We start from the raw sequence: 18879 nt of genomic DNA, 5'->3' as shown, positions 1-18879 counted from the left end.
CGACCGCGTGCGGCGGCCCCGCGCCCGGGCGGGGTCAGGGGCCGTCGGCGCGGGTGCCGAGCTCGCGGTAGGCGGGGCGCAGGATGTCCAGCAACGGGATGTGGCGCACCTTGACGGGCGGCGGCTCCAGGGCGCGGAGCAGCAGTTCGGGCGGCGCGCCGGCGGGCGTGGGGCGCGGGCGCAGCCGGCCCGGCGGGACCGCGGGGCCGTAGAAGTCGCCCGCGCGCCGGGCGAACGGCACGTCCTCCACGTGCAGCGGGTCGGCGGGCACGTCGTCGTCGCCGGCGCCGCGCAGCGCGTCCAGCAGGGCGTCCTTGGCCCGGCCGCGCCAGGCGAGCACGAGGAAGGGATCCTCGTCGAACGACTCGGCCAGCAGGTACAGCACGGCCGACAGGTGCTTGCAGGGCAGGCCCCAGTCCGGGCAGGAGCACTCCATGTCCAGCTCGGAGGGGAACAGCGGCAGGCCGAGCCGGTCGAAGACCTCGACGATCTCGGGGGGCATCTCGCCGGCGAGCAGCGCGGCCCGGTACAGCGCCTCGCCGGCCAGCGCCTCCTGGACGCTCTCCCACTCGGCCTCGCCGTAGGCGCCGATCGTGATCGACAGCTCGTACGGGTCGGGCCGGGAGCCCTGGACGCGGGCCCGGGCGACGCCCGGCTCCAGGTGGATCTCCAGGACCTGGCCCTTCCTGGCGTAGGCGCGTCCCCGCGTGAGACGGCCGGGGTCGCAGACGCGCTCCAGGATGTCGACGAACCGGCGCGACCACCACTGCTCGCCGAGGGACCCGCGCCTGCCGCGCGCCCGGATGCCCCCCTCGACGCGGATCGGCGCCGCCGCCTCGAACCATCCGTCCTTGCCGACCGGCATCTCAGTCCTCCTCCCCCGGCCGGGGCGCGCCCGTGGTCACCGGCCGCACCTCAGCTCACCGCCTCGGGGCCGAGCCGGAACAGCTCGCGCAACTGCTCGGTCGTCAGGTCGGCGATCCAGTCCTCGCCGGCGCCGACGACGCTCTCCGCCAGCGCCTTCTTGCGCTCGATCATCTCGTCGATGCGCTCCTCCAGCGTGCCCGCGCAGATGAACTTCCTGACCTGGACGTTCCTGGTCTGCCCGATGCGGAAGGCCCGGTCGGTGGCCTGGTCCTCCACGGCCGGGTTCCACCAGCGGTCGACGTGGACCACGTGGTTGGCGGCGGTGAGGTTGAGCCCGGTGCCCGCGGCCTTCAGCGACAGCAGGAAGATCATCGGGTCGTCGTCGTGCTGGAAGCGTTCGACGAGCTCGTCGCGCCGCTTCTTGGGCAGCCCGCCGTGCAGCCAGAGGACGGGGCGGTCCAGGTGGGCGGCGAGGTAGGGCTGGAGCAGGGCGCCGAACTCGGCGTACTGGGTGAAGACGAGCGCCTTGTCGCCCTCCTCGACGATCTCCTCGGCGAGTTCCTCCAGCCGGGCCAGCTTGCCGGAGCGGCCGGCGAGCCGGGAGCCGTCCTTGAGCAGGTGGGCGGGGTGGTTGCAGACCTGCTTGAGCCTGGTCATCGTGGCCAGCACGTTGCCGCGCCGCTCGATGCCCTCGCTCTGGTCGATCTTGGTGAGCATGTCGTTGACGACGGCCTGGTAGAGGCTGGCCTGCTCGGGGGTGAGCGTGCACCAGACCTTCATCTCCAGCTTCTCGGGGAGGTCGGAGATGATCGTCTTGTCGGTCTTGAGGCGGCGCAGCACGAACGGCTGGGTGGCCCGCTTGAGCGCATGGGCGGCCTGCTCGTCGCCGCGCGCCTCGATCGGCTCCTGGTAGCGCTCACGGAACCGCTTGGCCGGTCCGAGCAGGCCGGGGTTGCAGAACTCCATGATCGACCACAGCTCGGCCAGGTGGTTCTCGACCGGGGTGCCGGTCAGCGCGAGCCGGGTGCCCGCCGGGATCGAGCGGACGGCCTGCGCCTGCCGGGCGCCGCTGTTCTTGATCGCCTGCGCCTCGTCGCAGACCACCCGGCCCCAGGCGAACCCCCGCAGGACCTCGGCGTCCCGCAGCGCCGTGCCGTAGGTGGTGACCACCAGGTCGGCGCCCGCCACGGCGGCGTCCAGTTCCTCACCGCGCCCGCGCGTCCCGCCGTGGTGGACGTAGACCCGCAGGGACGGCGCGAACCGCGCCGCCTCCTTCTGCCAGTTGCTCAGCAGGGACATCGGGCAGACCAGCAGCGTGGGCGGCACGGGCCCGGCGGCGCGTTCCTCCAGCATGAGCGACAGCGTCTGGGCCGTCTTGCCGAGCCCCATGTCGTCGGCGAGGATCCCGCCGAGCCCGATCCGCGACAGGAAGGCCAGCCACGACAGGCCGCGCTCCTGGTAGGGGCGCAGGGCGCCGTTGAAGGAGGCCGGGGTGGCGACCGGGGTGAGACGGCGGTCGGCCTCGCCGGACAGCAGGTCGCCGAGCGCGCCGTCGGCGTCCACCTCGACGAGCGGCAGCTCCTCGTCGCCGCCGGTGACGACCTCCTGGAGGACCTCGGCGACGGTCATCTGGCCCGAGCGGCGCCGCTCCATCACCGACAGCGCGGCCTTGAGCTGGCGGTCGTCCAGTTCCACCCACTGGCCGCGCACCCGGACCAGGGGCACCTTGAGCCGGGCCAGCTCCTCCAGTTCCTCCTCGCCGATGGTGTGGTCGCCGACGGCCAGGTCGACGCGGAAGTCCACCAGCTCGCCGAGGCCGAACCCCTGCCCCGACGCGGCCCGCGCCGGCGTGGAGCCGCGCGAGCGGGTGGTCAGCTTGAGGCCGAGCCCCTTGCGCCCGGCCCACGCGGGCAGCCGCACGCCGTACCCCGCGGCCTGCAACAGGGGCGCGGACCTGCGCAGGAATCCGAACGCCCACGCGGTGTCCACGATCATGCGGGACGGCCGGGGGTCGCGCAGCGCCGTGTGCAGCTCCGGGCAGAGGCGCACGGCGCGGCCGAGCCCGGCGAGCAGCGTCTCGTCGGGCCGGCGGGGCAGGCCGGGGACGCGCGTGCCGTCCCACAGCAGCGACGCGGGAACGTACAGGCTGGGGTCGTCCACGGACTGGAGCGCGAACTCCAACTCCCACGCGTCACCGTCGCTCGCGGCCCCGGCTCCCGCCGCGACGCCGGTCCCGTCCCCTGCGCCCGCCTCGGTTCCGGGTTCCTGGCCGGGCCCGGGCCGGGGTTCGGAGAGGCGGAAGCAGACGCGGATCGGGCCTTCCAGGTCGTGGGCGGACTCCAGCCAGCCGCGCAGCGCGTCGCCGAGGTCCGCGGCCTCGCGCGCGCCGGCGCCGGGCAGGGCCGGGTCCTCGCGGGTGAGGGCGAACAGCCAGCGTTCCGCGAGAGGGCTCTTCGGCCCGCCGCGGTTGCCGCGCAGCAGCCTGTCCGGGAGCGCCCGGCGGGTCGCGGCGTCGGCGAGCGCGCCGAGCGCCGCGCGCAGGACCTCGGAGGAGGGACGCTCCTCGACGGCCGCCCGGCACACCGGAGGCATGGCGGCGGCGAGCTCGCGGAAGGCGGTGGCGTCGGCCCCGGTGATCACCGGCACCCAGCGGGCGGCGTGCGCGCCGTCCTCCATGACGAGCTGGGGCAGCACCCGGCCCCGCCTGACCAGGGCCTCGGCGTGCTCGGCCACGACGGCGAGGTAGCGCAGCGCGGCGCCGGGCCCCCACTCCGGCGCGCCCGGCTCGCCGGGAAGGGGCGAGGACAGGCGTTCCAGCAGGGCGAGCGCGCCCGAGGCCGGGAAGGCGAGCGCCGGGACTATCCACGGCGAGATCCGGGCGCCGCGGGCCGCGCCGTCGAGACCGGACTCCGGCGAGGGCACCGGCTCCCTGGCCGACCCCGGCAACAGCAGCGTGGTCTCGGCCGGAACGGCCCCGGCGGCGCCCTCCCCCAGCGCCGCGGCGAGCAGGCCCGCCCCGGCCGCGAACGGATGCGGCCGCACTCCCCGGCGTCCTGCGCGCGCCCGCCCGGACGACCCCCCGCGCACGATCTCGTCCCCCGCCGCGGCGGCCCCGCGCGCGGAGGTGTCCTCCGCCCATAGCAGTGGGCCCCCGTTGGTCCAGGCACCGTGGACCACGAGCACTCGGCCACCCCCGTCTCCCCGCTCGACCGGCCGTCCTACCAGATCGGCTCCCGGCGCGCCGGTGTTACGCGCCTTCCGGCCACCGCACCGTACCTCCCGGCCAGGGTCCGCGGCGCGCGCCCGCCCGCCGCGCCTCTCGTGGCCGTGCCGGTCGCGATGGCATATGCCCAGGTCAGCGACGGTAGGTGAGCGGCGGGTCGTGGTTCGCGGGTCCCGCGTGGCCGAAGAGTGACCAGCCCCCACATAGGGTATATGCGTGAGTTCCGAGCTTGATGAGACCGACGTCCTGATTCTCGACGGCGGTCTCGCCACGCATCTGGAGGCGCTCGGCTGCGACCTCCGGGACGAGCTGTGGTCCGCCCGCCTGCTGCTGCAGAACCCCGAGGCGATCCTGCGCGCCCACCGCGACTTCTTCGCCGCCGGGGCGGACGTGGCGACCACGGCGAGCTACCAGGCGAGCTTCCCGGCCCTGATGCGCCGGGGGCACGTCGCCCAGGAGGTCCAGGCGCTGCTGCAGTTGTCGGTGGAACTCGCCGCGCAGGCCAGGGACGAGGTGGGCGGCGGCCTGGTGGCGGCCAGCGTGGGGCCGTACGGCGCGAGCCTCGCCAACGGCGCCGAGTACACCGGGGACTACGACCTCGACGAGGAGGGCCTGCTCGCCTGGCACCGCCCCCGCTGGGAGGTGCTCGCCGACAGCCAGGCCGACCTGCTGGCGTGCGAGACGATCCCGTCCTTCACCGAGGCGCGCGCGATCGCCCGGCTGCTCGAGGAGACCCCGAACGTCAACGCGTGGGTGAGCTTCTCCTGCCGTGACGGCGAGCGCATCAGCGACGGGACGCCGCTGTCCGCGTGCGCGGAGCTGTTCGCCGGGAACACCCAGGTGGTCGGCGTCGGCGTGAACTGCACAGCGCCGAGCCACGTCAAGAGCCTGATCGGGCACGTCACCGGCTCGCCGATCGTGGTCTACCCCAACTCCGGGGAGACCTGGGACGCCGAGGGGCGCCGCTGGCTGGGGCTCGCCGACCCGCGGGAGTTCGGCGCGGCCGCCCGGGAGTGGCGGGACGCGGGGGCGACGCTGATCGGCGGCTGCTGCCGTACGACGCCCGAGCACATCCGTCAGATCCGGGCGAGCCTGTCCTGACGCCTACCGGCGGCGGAGCGTCCGCGCCCCGGGATGAAGCCGGTGATCAGCAGGCCGAGTATCCCCGCCCCGGCGGCCACGATGAGCGCGACCTGCAGGCCGCGCAGCGACGGCAGCGTGAACGTCCCGAGGGAGACGGTCATGTGGGCCAGGACGACGCTGATCACCGCGCTGGCGGTGGAGGTGCCGATGGACCGCATGAGCGCGTTCAGCCCGTTGGCCGCCGCCGTCTCCGACGCGGGCACGGCCGTCATGATCAGCGCGGGCATGGCCGAGTACGCCAGCCCCACGCCCGCGGCGATCACCGAGGAGGCCAGGACCACCTCCCAGGCCGAGCCCATCAGCCCCAGCGCGGCGGCGTACCCCCCGGTGATGACCAGGGCGCCGAGCATGAGCGCGATCTTCGGCCCCCACCGGCGCGAGACGCCGGCCGACAGCGGTGAGAGCAGCATCATCATCAGCCCGCCCGGCGCCAGGCACAGACCCGCCTGGAACAGGGTCAGCTCGAGGCCGTATCCCGAGGCGCGGGGGCTCTGCAGCAGCGTCGGCAGCACCAGCGACATGCCGAACATCGCGAAGCCCATGAGGACCGAGGCCAGGTTGGTCAGCAGCACCTGACGGCGGGCGGTCGTCCGCAGGTCCACGAGCGGGTCGCGCACCCGCAGCTCCATGAGCGCCCAGCCGGTGAGGATCACCGCCGCGGCGGCGAAGAGGCCCAGCGTCACGCCGCTTCCCCAGCCCCAGTCGCCGCCCTTGCTGATCGCCAGCAGCAGGCACGACAGCCCGGCCGTGAGCCCGATCGCGCCCGGCACGTCGAACCGGCCGCCCGCGCGCAGCGGCGACTCCGGGACCAGGAGCAGCACCAGCAGCATGTTGAGGGCGCCGAGGCCCGCCGACATCCAGAACAGCGTCTTCCAGTTCGCGTGCTCGGCGACGAACGCGGCCAGGGGCAGGCCGATCGCGCCGCCGACGCCGAGCGTCGCGCTCATCAGCGCCATCGCCGAGCCGAGCCTCTCCGGCGGCAGCTCGTCGCGCATGATGCTGATGCCGAGCGGGATCACGCCGATCGCGCACCCTTGCAGCACCCGTCCGGCCACGACCGGGACCAGGCCGCTCGACACGGCGCAGACGACCGAACCCACCACCATGAGCAGGAGGCTGGCCAGCATCACGCGGCGCTTGCCGTACAGGTCGCCGAGCCGTCCGCTGACGGGGTTGCAGACGGCGGCGGCGAGCAGCGTGGCGGTGATCACCCAGGAGGCGTCGGAGGCGGAGGTGCCGAGCAGGCGCGGCAGGTCCGGGATCAGCGGCACGACGAGCGTCTGCATCAGCGCGACGACGATCCCGCAGAACGCGAGCACCGCGACGACCATGCCGGACCTCTTCGCGGGCGCCTCGGGCCCCGTGGCCGAGGGGGATGCGGTCACGTGCGGGCCCTCCGATGCTCGCTTGACGATCAAGAACACGCACGACGATACAGACGCCGTCAGATCATCCCACCTCCGGGTACACCCCCACATTCACCCGCACCACCCCCCAAGCCACCGGACAACCCCCCTCACACCGCACCCCGGCACACCCCTGAGCCACCGGATCACCCCGCTCCCCCGCCCGCGCGAACGCCATCCGTCCGCCGCGTCACCAGGGGCGGGGCGCGGGTCCGGCGGCGGGATCGGTGTTTCCCCCTGGGCTCTGGCGCCGGTCGGCGGTCGCACGTTTTAATGAACGCCCGAACACGGAAGGGGTCCGGATGACCACGGGGAGTGCCGCGGGGCCGGTCAGCATCAAGGAGGTCGCCGCGCAGGCCGGCGTCTCCCCCGGAACCGTGTCCAACGTGCTCAACCGTCCCCACAAGGTCGCGGCCAGGACGCGTTCCCGCGTCGAGCAGGTGATCAGCGAGCTCGGCTTCGTCCGGCACGGCTCGGCCTCCACCCTGCGCGCGGGCCACAGCCGGACGATCGGCCTCGCGCTGACCGACATATCCGACCCGTTCTGCACGGGCGTCGCCGCCGGTGTCGAGGCGACGGCGAGCGAGCGCGGCTACGCGGTGATCCTCGGCAACTCCGCGGGCGACCGGGCCAGGGAGGAACGCAACCTGCGCGTCTTCGCCGAGCAGCGGGTGCGCGGGCTGATCATCACGCCGTCCGGCGACGATCCGCGCCGCCTGGACGTCGTGCGCGACCGCGGCATCCATGTCGTCCTGGTCGACCACCGGGTCCGCCGCCCCGACCAGTGCTGGGTCGCCGTGGACGACTTCTCCGGCGGTCACATGGCGGCCGGGCACCTCATGGCCGCCGGCGCCACCCGCCTGGCGTACGTCACCGGCCCGCTCGCGATCCGGCGGTGCCGCGACCGGGGCAGGGGCGCCGCCGACGCGGTCGGCGCGGCGGGGCCGGACTCCGGCACGGCCCTCCAGGTGATCGAGGTGGCGGCGATGGACGCCCCGGCGGGACGGCGGGCCGCCGAGACGCTGCTGGCCGGGCACGACCTCCCCGACGCGATCTTCTGCGCCAACGACGCGCTCGCCCTCGGCCTGCTGCGCGGCCTGCTGCGCGCGGGGGTGCGCGTCCCCGAGGACGTCGCCCTGATCGGCTACGACGACGTGGACCTCTCGGCGGCCTCGGCCGTCTCGCTGAGCTCGGTCCGCCGGCCCACCGGCAGGCTGGGCCGCGTCGCCACCGAGCTCCTCATCGACGAGTGCGAGAACCCCGAGACCCACGCCCACCGGCAGATCGTCTTCCAGCCCGAACTGGTCCCCCGCGAGTCGACCCGCGCGATGTGACCCGCGGCGCGACACGCGGGCCGTCCGGTCGTTGTCCCTGGTCAGAGCCCATTCGAGACTGGTCGGGTGGGGGCGTGCGCGCGGGTCGAGGTCAGGGTGGACGGCATCGTCCAAGGGGTCGGGTTCCGCCCCTTCGTGCACCGGCTCGCCACGGGGCTCGGCCTGCGGGGCGTCGTGGGCAACGACGAGCGCGGCGTGCTGATCGAGGTCGAGGGGAACCCGGAGGCCGTGGCCGCGTTCATGGACGCCGTACGGCACCGGCCGCCTCCCCTGGCGAGCGTCGAGCGGGTGACCGCGCGCCCGCTCCCGGTGACCGGCGAGCCCGGGTTCCGCATCGTGCCGAGCACCGGCCGCGACCAGGGCCGCGCGCTCATCTCCCCCGACGTCGCCACCTGCGACGACTGCCTGCGCGAACTGTTCGACCCCGCCGATCGCCGGTATTCGTACCCGTTCGTCAACTGCACGGCGTGCGGGCCGCGGTTCACGATCGTCACGGCCTCCCCGTACGACCGGGCGGACACGACGATGGCGCCGTTCGCCATGTGCCCGGCGTGCGCGGCCGAGTACCACGACCCGTCGAGCCGGCGCTTCCACGCCCAGCCGGTGTGCTGCCCGGCCTGCGGCCCCCGCCTGCGTCTCCTCGTGGCGGCCGGAGGCGAGGACGCGCGGCGGGCGGGAGAGTGGGCCGAGGCCGCCGGTGATCCGATCGCGGGGGCGGCGGACGTCCTGCGCCGGGGCGGCGTGCCGGCCGTCAAAGGGATCGGCGGCTACCACCTCGCGGTCCGGGCCGACCTGGAGGAGGCGGTGGCCGCCCTGCGCGCGAGAAAGCGCCGCGCGGAACGGCCGTTCGCGGTGATGGTCCCGGACCTGGCGACGGCTCACCGGCTGTGCCGGATCGACCGGCAGGAGGAACGGCTGCTCATCGCCCCCCGCCGCCCCATCGTGCTCCTGCGCGGACGCGGCGACGCCGCCACGATCGCCCCTTCGGTGGCGCCGGGCGAGCGGACGCTCGGGGTCATGCTGCCCTACTCCCCTGTGCACCACCTGCTCCTGCGCGAGTTCCCGCAGCCCATCGTCCTGACCAGCGGGAACGTGTCCGACGAGCCGATCGCCTACCTGGACGCCGACGCGCTGTCCCTGCTGGGCGGCCTGGCGGACGCCTTCCTCCTCCACGACCGCGCCATCCGCGCGCGCGCCGACGACTCGGTGGTCCGGGTGGTGCGGGGGCGCGAGCTGCCGGTGCGCCGGTCGCGCGGGCACGTCCCCCGGCCGTCCCCGCTGGTGCGCGCGGCACGGCGCCCGGTGCTCGCGTGCGGGGCCGAGCTGAAGCACACCTTCTGCCTGGCGCGGGGGCGGCACGCGTTCGTGTCACAGCACATCGGGGACCTGGAGAACCACGAGACGCTGCGGTCGTTCACCGAGGGGGTGCGCCACTTCGAGCGGCTCTTCGGCATCCGCCCGGAGATCGTGGCCCACGACCCGCACCCGGAGTACCTGTCGACGAAGTACGCGCTGGAGCGGGAGGACGCCGAGCCGGTCGCCGTGCAGCACCACCACGCGCACGTCGCGTCGTGCCTCACCGACAACGGCGCCGCGGGCCCGGTGATCGGGGTCGCCTTCGACGGCCTCGGATACGGCCTGGACGGGACGCTGTGGGGCGGGGAGTTCCTGGTCGCCGACCTGACCGGGTTCCGGCGCGCCGGTCACCTGGCCACGGTCCCCATGCCGGGCGGCGCGGCGGCGATCCGCCAGCCCTGGCGCATGGCGGCCGCCTACCTCGCGGACCTCTCGGCGGGCGTTCCCGAGGGCGGGCGGCGGGGCTCCTCCGGTGGAGACGCCGGGACGGCCGGCCTCGCGGTGCGCGCGCGCAACGCGGCGCGGTGGGACGCGGTGACCGCGCTGGCCGCGCGCGGCGTCAACGCCCCGCTCACCTCCAGTGCCGGGCGCCTGTTCGACGCGGTCGCCGCGATCGTCGTCGGCCGCGACACGGCCGGTTACGAGGGGCAGGCCGCCGTCGAACTGGAACGCGCCGCCGTCCCCGGCGAGGCGGGCGCGTACCCGTGCCGGATCGCCGGAGCCGGGCGCGTGGACGGCGGGGAGGAGATGTTCGTCGCGACGGGACACGACCTGGTGCGCGCGGTGGTGGACGACCTCGGGGCGGGCACGGACCCGGGGGTGGTCGCCGCGCGCTTCCACAACGGGGTGGCCCGTCTGATCGTGGAGGGATGCGCACGGGTGCGCGAGCAGACGGGGCTGTGCGTGGCGGCCCTGTCCGGCGGGGTGTTCCAGAACGCGCGCCTGGTCGCCGCGGCGACGGCCGGGCTGGAGGAGCGCGGCTTCACCGTCCTGACCCACAGGAACGTCCCGCCCAACGACGGCGGCATCAGCCTCGGCCAGGCGGCGGTGGCCTCCGCCCTCGGCCACCTCGGGTGAGCGGTGTCCCCGCCGCCGCTATCGCTCTCGTTCCGCGACGAGGTGGACGCGGACCCGGACCGTGGGGTGGACGCGGAGCATCAGCACCCGTGGGGGCTGGAGGCCGAAGTCGCGGATGTCGAAGACCTGCTCGCCCTCGATGAGCAGCGTGTGGTCGTCCGGTGCGGAGATGGTGATCTCTCCCTCCGCGGGCCGGGTGACGCCGTGGAAGGAGAGCCGGCCGCGGACCAGGTAGCGGCCCGGGCCGGGCAGGGCCGTCACGTCGGTGGACTCGCCGGCGACGTGCGGGTGGGCGCGGACGTCGACCCGCCGCCGCAGCTCGCCGTCGTACAGGGCGTTGCCCGAGCGCAGGCGCTCGACGGGGAGCTCCAGGCTCATCCGGGGCGTGGTGGCGAGGTCGAGGAGGCCGCCGGTGAAGGCGCCCTCGACGTGGCCGGTCACGCCGTCGGCCTCGGCGTGGATCGGATGGACGCTGCTGCTCGCCTCGAAGCCGATCCTCGACCGCGCCGGCGAGATCGCGAACCGCTCGGTCATCGCCTCACTCACCTCGTGGGGATCCTTCCTCCAGTACCCCCGCGAGGGCCGGTCGCGCGCGGGCCGGGTCAGGACGAGGACTGGGCGGCTCGCCGGGCGGCGCGGGCCAGTTCGACCTTGGCGCTGGCGGCGTACTTGTCGACGTACTCCTGGCCGGACAGCTCCATGAGCGCGTACATGATCTCGTCGGTGACGGCGCGCAGCACCAGGCGGTCCTCCTCCATGCCGTAGTAGCGGGAGAAGTCGAGCGGCTTGCCGTAGCGGACGCCGGGGCGGATGCCGAACTTGGGGAACGGCCGGCCGGGGGGCATCATCTCGAAGGTGTCGACCATGGCCCAGGGGATCACCGGGACGCGGGACTCCAGCGCGAGCCGGGCGACGCCGGTCTTGCCCTTGTAGAGCCGCCCGTCGGGCGAGCGGGTGCCTTCGGGGTAGATGCCGAGCAGCTCGCCCTCGCGCAGCACGCGCAGGCCGGTGCGCAGCGCCGCCTCGCTGGCCTTGCCGCCGGACCTGTCGATCGGCACGGTGCCGACCCCGGTGAAGAAGAGCCGGGTGAAGAAGCCCTTGACGCCCTTGCCGGTGAAGTACTCGGCCTTGCCGAGCGAGATGACCTTGCGCGGCAGCGGCAGCGGGCCGAAGAAGTGGTCGGCGAAGGACAGGTGGTTGCCGGCGAGGATCGCCGGGCCGTGCCTCGGGACGTTCTCCTTCCCCTCCGCCCAGGGACGGAACAGGAGATGGAGGAACGGGCCGAGAACGGCCTTGACCACCCAGTAGAACACGCGGGGCACCTCTCCTCTGGCTCCGGCCGGTCCGGCGTCGTCGGGCCTTCTTGACGATCACGGCGGTGTGCCGCGGCGTGGCGTCATCTTCGCATGCCCGGCGCACCGGACCTACACTTGCGAGCCCCTCAACCGCGACACCGAGCTTACGGATCTCGCGGCGGAGCCGGGAACGTGCGACGATCAGGCGAGCGTGTCAGGGTGGGGACAGGAAGGAAACGTCATGCCGCTCATGCCGGGCGCCGAGCCGTACGAGCACGATGGCGGCCAGATCGGCGTCCTGCTCTGTCATGGTTTCACCGGCAGCCCGCAGTCGCTGCGCCCGTGGGCGGAGTACCTGGCGGCGGCGGGCCTGACGGTGTCGCTCCCCCGGCTGCCGGGTCACGGCACGACGTGGCAGGAGATGAACCGCACCCGCTGGGAGGACTGGTACGCCGAGTTGGAGCGTGCCTTCGAGTCCCTGCGGGGGCGTTGCGCGGAGGTCTTCGTCATGGGCCTGTCGCTCGGGGGGTGCATGGCGCTGCGGCTCGCGGAGGTCCATGGGCCGCTGGTGCGGGGCCTGGTGATCGTCAACCCGTCCATCGTGAACGACGTGCCGCTGCTGAGGCTGGCGCCGGTGCTGAAGTTCGTGGTGGCCTCGGTGGCGGGCGTGGCGGGCGACATCAAGCGCGAGGGGGTGGCCGAGCTGGGGTACACCCGCACTCCGGTGAGCGCCGCCGCCACCCTGCCGCGGCTGTGGTCGCTGGTGCGGTCGGAGCTCGGCGCGGTGACCCAGCCCGTGCTCGTCTACCACAGCCCGGAGGACCATGTCGTGAAGCCCGCGAGCGTCAAGCTGCTGAGCGAGACGCTGGGCGACAACCTGACGGTGCGTGAATGTGTCAACAGCTACCACGTCGCGACTCTGGACAACGATGCCCCCGAGATCTTCGAGGGCAGCCTCGAATTCATCAGGATCCACGCCTCGGTACCCTTGCAAAGAGACTGACCGGCCCTCACGGCGAGGCGGCATGGCGGCGGACCTCCGCGCCGGGCCGCCGGCGGCGGAGCCGGGCCGGTAACGCGATCAGCACCAGCCGACCAGTCATGATCATGAGCATTGGACGAATCGAAGTGACCGGTGACGCCGCAGAGCGATGAGGACGAGGTCTGGCGTCAGATCGTCGCCTCCTTCAACGAGACCGCCGAAGCCCCTTCGGCCGCCCAGCCCTGGCCGGACCGCGAGAACGTCCCGGCCGAGGACGCCCCCCAGGCCGTGACGGCCCGGCCCCCCGTGGAGGCCCGCGAGGAGACCGGTGACGAGCGTCCCCTCGCGCCGCCGGAGGACGACGACGATCACTACATCCCGCCTCCCCCTCCGCCGCTGCCCAAGATGGACCCGGGCACGAAGATCGCCTGGCTGGCGCTGTTCGGCGGCCCCGCCTACCTGCTGCTCGCCGCGCTGCTGACGTGGCCGATGGACGGCTGGATCATCTTCGCGGCCATCGCCGCGTTCATCGGCGGCTTCGTCGCGCTGATCGTGCGCATGGGCGACGGCCCTCCCCCGGACTCGGGCTGGGACGACGGCGCGGTCATCTGACCGTCCCGGCCGCCCCTGAGCCGCGCGGTCACCGCTGGACGGGCGAGGTCTGGGGCCGCGGCGTGCCGGCGCCGTCCGAGGAGCCGCCCTTGGTGGTGTCCGGCCGGAAGCGTTCGACGGCGTCGGTGTACCGCTCGCCGGCGTCGACGACGTGCCCCACGGCGAGGGTGAGGTCGCCGACGTGGGTGACGGCCTGCAGCCGCATGGTGCGCGGCGCGGCGGCGGGGCGTCCCCGCACGACGCGCCAGGCGGAGCCGTTCGAGGAGCCGGTACCGCGCAGCAGGAACGCCTGGCCCGCGTGGTCGGGGTCGTAGCCGGAGGCCCAGAAGCGCCCCTTGCCGTCCCCGGCGACGCCGTACAGCTCGGCGTGCCGCACCGGGAGATCGGCCCGGCTCCACCGCTTGCCGTTCCAGGTGAGCACGAGGGGGGCGACCTCTTCCCCGTCGCGGTAGACGCCGCCCACGGCGACGGCCTTCTTGGGGCCGTCCACGGCGACGTCGCGCAGGAAGCCGCCATCGATGGACGGAACGGGCATCGGGTCCCAGGTGTCGCCGTCGAAGCGCATGATCACCGGCCGGGTGCCGTCGTCGCCGACCGCCCACCCCTGGTCGCCCTTGCGGGTGAGCGCGACGCCGTACAGGGTGCCGTTCTCCTCGCCCTCGCTGACCGTCCAGCCGGCGGAGGTGGCGGTGGCGATGAGGGGGTGCTTGCCGCGGCTGCCCACGACGACCGCGCGGCCGGGCACGGCGGTCACGCCGCCGACCCAGTCGGTGGAGCCGAACTGGGGCACGCTGACGCGGTCGAAGGCCGAGCCGTCGCCGCGCACGACGTACGGCAGTCCGTCGTGCCCGTCGCCGACGGCCCAGATCTCGCGCGGGGAGGGGGCGGCGACCGAGCGCAGGTGCCCGGCGCCGGAGGCGTCGTTGCGGATGCCGACCTCGGTCCACGCCGAGCCGTCCCAGTGGGTGATCACGCTGCGGTTCTGCCACGCCTCCCAGACGTCCTCCTGGCCGACGGCCCAGATGTCGTTCGGGGACAGGCCGGCGACGTCGGACAGGGAGGCGTCGGCCTTCAGGCGCGCGGTGGCCGACTGCTGGAGCAGCGCGGACGGCGACCGGTCGGCGGCGTGCGGCCGGGCCGGGTCGACGTGGGCGTGCGCCGCGGATGTGGCGCGCAGGAATCCACCGGTCAGCACGCCGGTCAGCAACACGCACAAGGGCAGGGCACGCCGCGACAGGCGGCGGGACATGACCAAATCGTACGTGTCCCGTCATCACGTGCGCGTAAGGTACGCCAGTGTTGACCGAAAGGTCACCTGAACTCGGCCCGCCCGTCCCCATGCCGACGCCGGCCGGCGCGGCGGCGGAACGCCTCAGCGGGTGGCGAGTTCGGCGACGACCGGCAGGTGGTCGCTGGCGGCCCGCAGGTCGGCGACCGGCGCCTCGACGCCGCCGCAGGACCGCACCGCGAGCCCCTCCCCGGCCAGGACGGCGTCCAGGCGGTCGCGCGGCTCGCGCGCCGAGTAGGTGAGCCCCTCGCCGCGCGGCGCGAGCGCGTAGCAGTCGGCCAGGCCGCGGGTCAGGTAGGCCCACACCGGGTCGCCGGGGCGCTCGTTGAGGTCGCCCGCGATGACCACCGGCGCGCCGTACCGCAGGGACACGGGGCGCACCAGCCGCATGATCTCGACGGCGTGGCACAGGCGCGCGGCGGCGTGCAGGTCCAGGTGGACCGACACGGCGGTGACGCGCATGCCCGCGTGCGCGACCACGGCCATGGCGACCCCGCGCCGCTCCAGCCCGGCGAACGGGCGCAGCAGGTGGCTCTCGGCGTGCAGGACGCGGATGCCGGGGGCGGCGAGCACCGCGACACCCCCGAACCGCCGGCCGGCGACCACGCGCAGGCCAGCGGAGCGCGCCAGTTCGGCGCGCCTGCGCCGCCAGCGGCCGAAGCGCGGGGCCTCCTGGACGCACAGGACGTCCGGGGCCATGGCCGTGATCACCCGCGCCAGCGCCGCCGTGTCGTCGTACATCGACCGGACGTTGTAGGTGCCGACGCGGATCATGACGTGCTCCGGACGCGGGTCCTCAGGGCCGCCGCGCCAGGTCCGCCGCGCCGACCAGCCCCGCGGAGGGCCCGAGCTCGGCCACGCGCAGGTCGGGGTGCGGGCGGTGCTCGCGCGCGGTCAGGGCGCTCAGGAACGCGGTGCGCGCCTGGTCCAGCCACAGGTCGGCGGCGCGCGAGACGCCGCCGCCGAGGATGAAGCACCCGGGGTCGAGCACGGCGGCGACGTCGGCCAGGCCCTGGCCGAGCCAGCCGGCCAGGGAGGAGAACGCGGCCAGCGCGGCCTCGTCCCCCTCGCGGGCGGCGTCGGTGATGTGCTCGCCCTCGATGTCGGACACCGAGCCGCCGGCCAGCTCCAGCATGCGGGCGGCGCGCCCGGGGTCGGCGGCGGCGATCACCCGGGCCTCGTGGACCAGGGCGTTGCCGCTGGCGTACTGCTCCCAGCAGCCGAGGTTGCCGCAGCCGCACAGCCGCCCGCCCTGGACGACCTGCATGTGCCCCATCTCGGCGCCCATGCCCCAGCGTCCCCGGTACAGGGCGCCGTCGAAGACCAGGCCGCCGCCGATGCCGGTGCCGACCGTGACGCACACGACGTGGCTCTCGCCGCGTCCGGCGCCGAAGCGGTACTCGCCCCAGGCCATGGCGTTGGCGTCGTTCTCGACGACGACCGGCATCCCGACCCGCTCGGCGACCTTCTTCTGCAAGGGCTCCTCGCGCCAGGCGAGGTTCGGGGCGAAGCGGACGATCGACCGGGTCTCGTCGACGAACCCGGCCGCGCCGACTCCCACGGCCTCGACGTCGTGACGGCCCGCGAGCTCCAGCACGACCTCGGATATCGTGTCGGCGACCTGGTCGGGGCTCTCGGCGGGCGTGTGCCGCAGCAGGTCCTCCACGATGCGGCCGTCCTCGTCCACGACCCCGGCGGCGATCTTCGTGCCACCGACGTCGACGCCGATCGTCAGCGCCATGTCTCTTCCCTTCCCCCGGGGCGTGCCACCGGGCCCTCAGCCCAGGTCGATGTGCTCCACCCGGGTGTCCGTGCCCCCTGCTGCGCCCCCTGCCGAGCCGCCCGCGCCCCCCTGGCGGCCCTGGGCGTGCGTGCGCCCGGGCTCGGCGGTCCGCGCGACGGCGTCCACCGCCTGGCGGAACGCGGCGAACAGCTCGCCGGCCGCCGCCACCAGATGGTCGCCGACGTCGCCCCCGGCCTCGCGCCGCGCCGCCTTGAGCCGGCACACGGGGCAGGCCCGGCAGATGTACTCGTCGTCGTGGTGCCCGCTCACGGCCTCGCCCCACACGTCGCCGCCGTGCGCGCGGGCGCCGCCGCCACCGCCGAACGCCTGGCCGAGCCCCTGGCCGAGGCCGCTGACGCCGCCCTTCACGAAGCCCTTGCCGATCTCGCGGCCGACCCGCTGCTGCAGGGAGTCGAAGAGCTTGCGCGCCTCGCCCGCCATCGACCCCAGAGCGTCGGGCACCTCGCGGGCGACGTCACGCGCCGCGCCCAGCGCGGCGTCCCTCGCCCACCCGGCGGCCGAGTCCAGGCCGGTGTCCCAGCCCGTGTCCCTGCCCGTGTCCCTGTCAGTATCTCTGTCCGTATCCCTGCCCGGGTCCCCGACGGCGTCGCGGCCCGTCCCGGAACCGCCGTCAGGGCCGGCGTCCGAGCCGATGTACCGGCCCGCGTCCCTGGCCGGGTCCGTGGCGGAGTCGCGCTCCGCGCGCCGCTCCTCGTCCCGGCTCCTCAGCCACTCTTCACGGTCGTCGCGCCCGCCGGGCACGGCGCCGCCGGTGTTGTCGTTCATCTCCGTCATCAGGCCCCTCCTGCCTCGAACCGTACCCGGAGGCGGCCGTCGCGGAGCGCCGCGTCGTGCACCGATCTTCTGGCGAGCGCGGCCGGCAGCGCCAGCACGCGGCGGTAGGACCCGGCGGTGATGATCAGCTCGTCGCCCTTCCTGGCCAGGCCCACCTCGTCGCGGCCGGCCAGCGGCAGGGCGAGGCTGAGCTCGTGCACCTCGCCGTCGGCGCGGATCACCAGCGGCGGCTCGCCGGACGGCGGCGCGAACGGGTCCGCCTCGCCGTACAGCTCCCCGGCCAGCGCGGCCAGGGCCTCGGGCCCGATCGGCTCGGCCGGGAGGTAGGGGACGGTGTGGACGGGCAACGGCGCGAACGACTCGTGGACGGCGGCCAGGTGGCGCGCCTGGGACTCCACCCAGCCGCGCCGCCAGGGGTCGGAGCCGGTGTCGGGGAAGACGCGGTTGGCGACGACGGCGTCCACCCGGTAGCCGTACAGGCTGAGGGAGGTGAAGGTGCGGCGGGCCTCGGCCACGACGACGGCCTCGGGGGTGAGCACGAGGCGCACGGAGGCGTTGTCGCCGGTCAGAAGGTCGCGCACGCCCATGAGCCCGGTGTGCAGCCGCTCGCCCGCGGTGACGACCGTGTCCTCGGGGAGGCTGAGCCTGGCGACGTGCCGGATCACGGGGGCCAGCGCGCGCAGCAGCCTGCGGCCCGCGGGCAGCAGGCGGTTGACGTGCCAGTCGAGGGCCTCGGGCAGGGCGAGCAGGCGCAGCGTCTCGGCGGTGGGGGCGCAGTCGACCACGATGACGTCCCAGCGGCCGGTGCCGACCTGCTCGCGCAGCTCCAGCAGGGCGATGACCTCCTCGGCGCCGGGCAGGACGGTCAGCTCCTCGGAGGTGATCTCGTCGAGGCCGAGCTCGGCGAGCACTCCCCTGGCGTAGTCGCGCAGGTCGCCCCAGTGACGCTCGAGGGCGCGCTGGGTGTCGACCTGCTGGAGGTACAGGTTCGGGGCGATCTCGGCGGGCTCGCCGGCGCCGGGCACGCCGAGCGCGTCGGCCAGGGAGTGCGCGGTGTCGGTGGAGACCACGAGCGTCTTGCGCCCCTGGCGGGCGGCGAGGGTGGCGGTGGCCGCGGCGACGGTGGTCTTGCCGACGCCGCCCTTGCCGGTGAACAGCAGGATCCTGGGGCCGGCCGCCCCGGCGCCGCCGGCCGCGCTCATCGGCCCTCGACGCGCTTCTTGAGGCCCTTGAGCGCGGTGTCGACGATGACCTTCTCGGCCTTGCGCTTGACCATGCCGATCATGGGGACCTTCAGGTCCACGGCGAGCTCGTAGGTGACCTCGGTGCCGTTCCCCGCCGGGGTGAGGCGGTAGGCGCCGGTGAGCGCGGAGAGCATCTTGCCGGGCTCGACGATGTGCCAGTCGACGGCCTCGTCGCCGCGCCAGGTGTAGCCGAGGGTGTACTCGTCGCTGATCATCCCGGCGTCGAGGGCGAAGCGTACGGTCTCGGGACGGCCGTCCTCGCCCACCGAAAGGATCTTCGCCGCCTTCACCTGACCGGCCCATTCGGGGTAGGCGGGGAAGTCGGCGATGACCGCCACGATGGCCGTCGGATCGGCCGCGATCGTGATGCTGGAGATGGTGCGATCAGCCATGGGCTTACCGTACTCGTTCCGCGCCCGCGGACGTGCGCGCGCCGGGCCGCGCCGCCCGCGCGGAAGGCCGGGGCCGGAGGGG

Annotated in this window: 16 protein-coding genes; 5 read left to right on the top strand and 11 right to left on the bottom strand. The window is 74.6% G+C overall.

Annotation, left to right across the window (positions count from 1 at the left end):
* Positions 1-34 precede the first annotated feature (34 nt).
* Both BJ981_RS24480 and BJ981_RS24475 read right to left on the bottom strand, forming a co-directional pair.
* Entirely contained in the window at positions 35-865 is an 831-nt protein-coding gene (locus BJ981_RS24480; protein WP_184614105.1) for an SWIM zinc finger family protein, read from the bottom strand.
* Positions 866-915: 50 nt separating this feature from the next.
* On the bottom strand, positions 916-4050 hold the full coding sequence (locus tag BJ981_RS24475; RefSeq protein ID WP_184614104.1) for a DEAD/DEAH box helicase: 3135 nt from the start codon (positions 4048-4050) through the stop codon (positions 916-918).
* 256 nt (positions 4051-4306) lie between these two features.
* Here BJ981_RS24475 and mmuM point away from each other — a divergent pair, with 256 nt between their 5' ends.
* The gene (mmuM, locus tag BJ981_RS24470) at positions 4307-5191 is read left to right on the top strand and encodes a homocysteine S-methyltransferase (RefSeq protein WP_184614103.1); all 885 of its coding nucleotides are present in this window, start codon (positions 4307-4309) and stop codon (positions 5189-5191) included.
* Here the strand turns inward: mmuM and BJ981_RS24465 are convergent.
* Entirely contained in the window at positions 5167-6618 is a 1452-nt protein-coding gene (locus BJ981_RS24465; protein WP_239138960.1) for an MFS transporter, read from the bottom strand. The two genes, mmuM and BJ981_RS24465, sit on opposite strands and share 25 nt — an antisense overlap.
* A 323-nt stretch (positions 6619-6941) precedes the next feature.
* On the opposite strand from BJ981_RS24465, the gene BJ981_RS24460 reads away from it, so the two are divergent.
* Positions 6942-7973, top strand: a complete 1032-nt coding sequence (locus BJ981_RS24460; RefSeq protein ID WP_184614100.1) for a LacI family DNA-binding transcriptional regulator — start codon at positions 6942-6944, stop codon at positions 7971-7973.
* Positions 7974-8039: 66 nt separating this feature from the next.
* On the top strand, positions 8040-10406 hold the full coding sequence (gene hypF, locus BJ981_RS24455) for a carbamoyltransferase HypF (protein ID WP_184614098.1): 2367 nt from the start codon (positions 8040-8042) through the stop codon (positions 10404-10406).
* An 18-nt stretch (positions 10407-10424) separates the two neighbouring features.
* Here hypF and BJ981_RS24450 read toward each other — a convergent pair whose 3' ends face one another.
* Both BJ981_RS24450 and BJ981_RS24445 read right to left on the bottom strand, forming a co-directional pair.
* Positions 10425-10952 (bottom strand): YceI family protein, encoded by a 528-nt coding sequence (locus BJ981_RS24450; protein ID WP_184614096.1) that lies wholly within the window; start codon positions 10950-10952, stop codon positions 10425-10427.
* A gap of 56 nt (positions 10953-11008) precedes the next feature.
* A complete protein-coding gene (locus tag BJ981_RS24445; protein WP_184616380.1) occupies positions 11009-11719 on the bottom strand; it encodes a lysophospholipid acyltransferase family protein in 711 nt (236 codons plus the stop codon).
* A 223-nt stretch (positions 11720-11942) separates the two neighbouring features.
* On the opposite strand from BJ981_RS24445, the gene BJ981_RS24440 reads away from it, so the two are divergent.
* A complete protein-coding gene (locus BJ981_RS24440) occupies positions 11943-12704 on the top strand; it encodes an alpha/beta hydrolase (RefSeq protein ID WP_184614094.1) in 762 nt (253 codons plus the stop codon).
* A 132-nt stretch (positions 12705-12836) separates the two neighbouring features.
* A complete protein-coding gene (locus tag BJ981_RS24435; RefSeq protein WP_184614092.1) occupies positions 12837-13295 on the top strand; it encodes a hypothetical protein in 459 nt (152 codons plus the stop codon).
* A 28-nt stretch (positions 13296-13323) separates the two neighbouring features.
* Here the strand turns inward: BJ981_RS24435 and BJ981_RS24430 are convergent, their stop codons facing one another.
* The 6 genes from BJ981_RS24430 to BJ981_RS24405 form a co-directional block, all read right to left on the bottom strand.
* Positions 13324-14544, bottom strand: a complete 1221-nt coding sequence (locus tag BJ981_RS24430) for a hypothetical protein (protein ID WP_239138961.1) — start codon at positions 14542-14544, stop codon at positions 13324-13326.
* Between the two features lie 123 nt (positions 14545-14667).
* Positions 14668-15357, bottom strand: coding sequence for an endonuclease/exonuclease/phosphatase family protein (locus tag BJ981_RS24425; RefSeq protein WP_184614090.1), 690 nt, complete (start codon positions 15355-15357; stop codon positions 14668-14670).
* Between the two features lie 22 nt (positions 15358-15379).
* Positions 15380-16324 carry an ROK family glucokinase gene (locus BJ981_RS24420; protein ID WP_184614088.1) on the bottom strand — a complete coding sequence of 315 codons (945 nt, stop codon included), beginning with the start codon at positions 16322-16324 and terminating at the stop codon, positions 15380-15382.
* A 36-nt stretch (positions 16325-16360) separates the two neighbouring features.
* Positions 16361-17161 carry a hypothetical protein gene (locus BJ981_RS24415; RefSeq protein ID WP_184614086.1) on the bottom strand — a complete coding sequence of 267 codons (801 nt, stop codon included), beginning with the start codon at positions 17159-17161 and terminating at the stop codon, positions 16361-16363.
* On the bottom strand, positions 17161-18363 hold the full coding sequence (locus BJ981_RS24410) for an ArsA family ATPase (RefSeq protein ID WP_184614085.1): 1203 nt from the start codon (positions 18361-18363) through the stop codon (positions 17161-17163). Before BJ981_RS24410 ends, BJ981_RS24415 begins: the two co-directional genes overlap by 1 nt.
* Positions 18360-18797, bottom strand: coding sequence for an SRPBCC family protein (locus BJ981_RS24405; protein WP_184614084.1), 438 nt, complete (start codon positions 18795-18797; stop codon positions 18360-18362). Before BJ981_RS24405 ends, BJ981_RS24410 begins: the two co-directional genes overlap by 4 nt.
* Positions 18798-18879: the final 82 nt, after the last annotated feature.

It is taken from the genome of Sphaerisporangium krabiense (assembly GCF_014200435.1).
GTDB lineage: Bacteria > Actinomycetota > Actinomycetes > Streptosporangiales > Streptosporangiaceae > Sphaerisporangium > Sphaerisporangium krabiense.
The sequence above is the reverse complement of the archived record's forward strand: the minus strand, read 5'-3'. Positions and strand labels throughout refer to the sequence as shown.

Bases quoted from the DNA above. Each gene is read 5' to 3' on its own strand.
- BJ981_RS24405 (WP_184614084.1), bottom strand. From the start codon at position 18,797: ATGGCTGATCGCACCATCTCCAGCATCACGATCGCGGCCGATCCGACG.
- BJ981_RS24480 (WP_184614105.1), bottom strand. From the start codon at position 865: ATGCCGGTCGGCAAGGACGGATGGTTCGAGGCGGCGGCGCCGATCCGC.
- BJ981_RS24410 (WP_184614085.1), bottom strand. From the start codon at position 18,363: ATGAGCGCGGCCGGCGGCGCCGGGGCGGCCGGCCCCAGGATCCTGCTG.
- BJ981_RS24425 (WP_184614090.1), bottom strand. From the start codon at position 15,357: ATGATCCGCGTCGGCACCTACAACGTCCGGTCGATGTACGACGACACG.
- BJ981_RS24440 (WP_184614094.1), top strand. From the start codon at position 11,943: ATGCCGCTCATGCCGGGCGCCGAGCCGTACGAGCACGATGGCGGCCAG.
- BJ981_RS24460 (WP_184614100.1), top strand. From the start codon at position 6,942: ATGACCACGGGGAGTGCCGCGGGGCCGGTCAGCATCAAGGAGGTCGCC.
- BJ981_RS24415 (WP_184614086.1), bottom strand. From the start codon at position 17,161: ATGACGGAGATGAACGACAACACCGGCGGCGCCGTGCCCGGCGGGCGC.
- BJ981_RS24430 (WP_239138961.1), bottom strand. From the start codon at position 14,544: ATGTCCCGCCGCCTGTCGCGGCGTGCCCTGCCCTTGTGCGTGTTGCTG.
- BJ981_RS24420 (WP_184614088.1), bottom strand. From the start codon at position 16,324: ATGGCGCTGACGATCGGCGTCGACGTCGGTGGCACGAAGATCGCCGCC.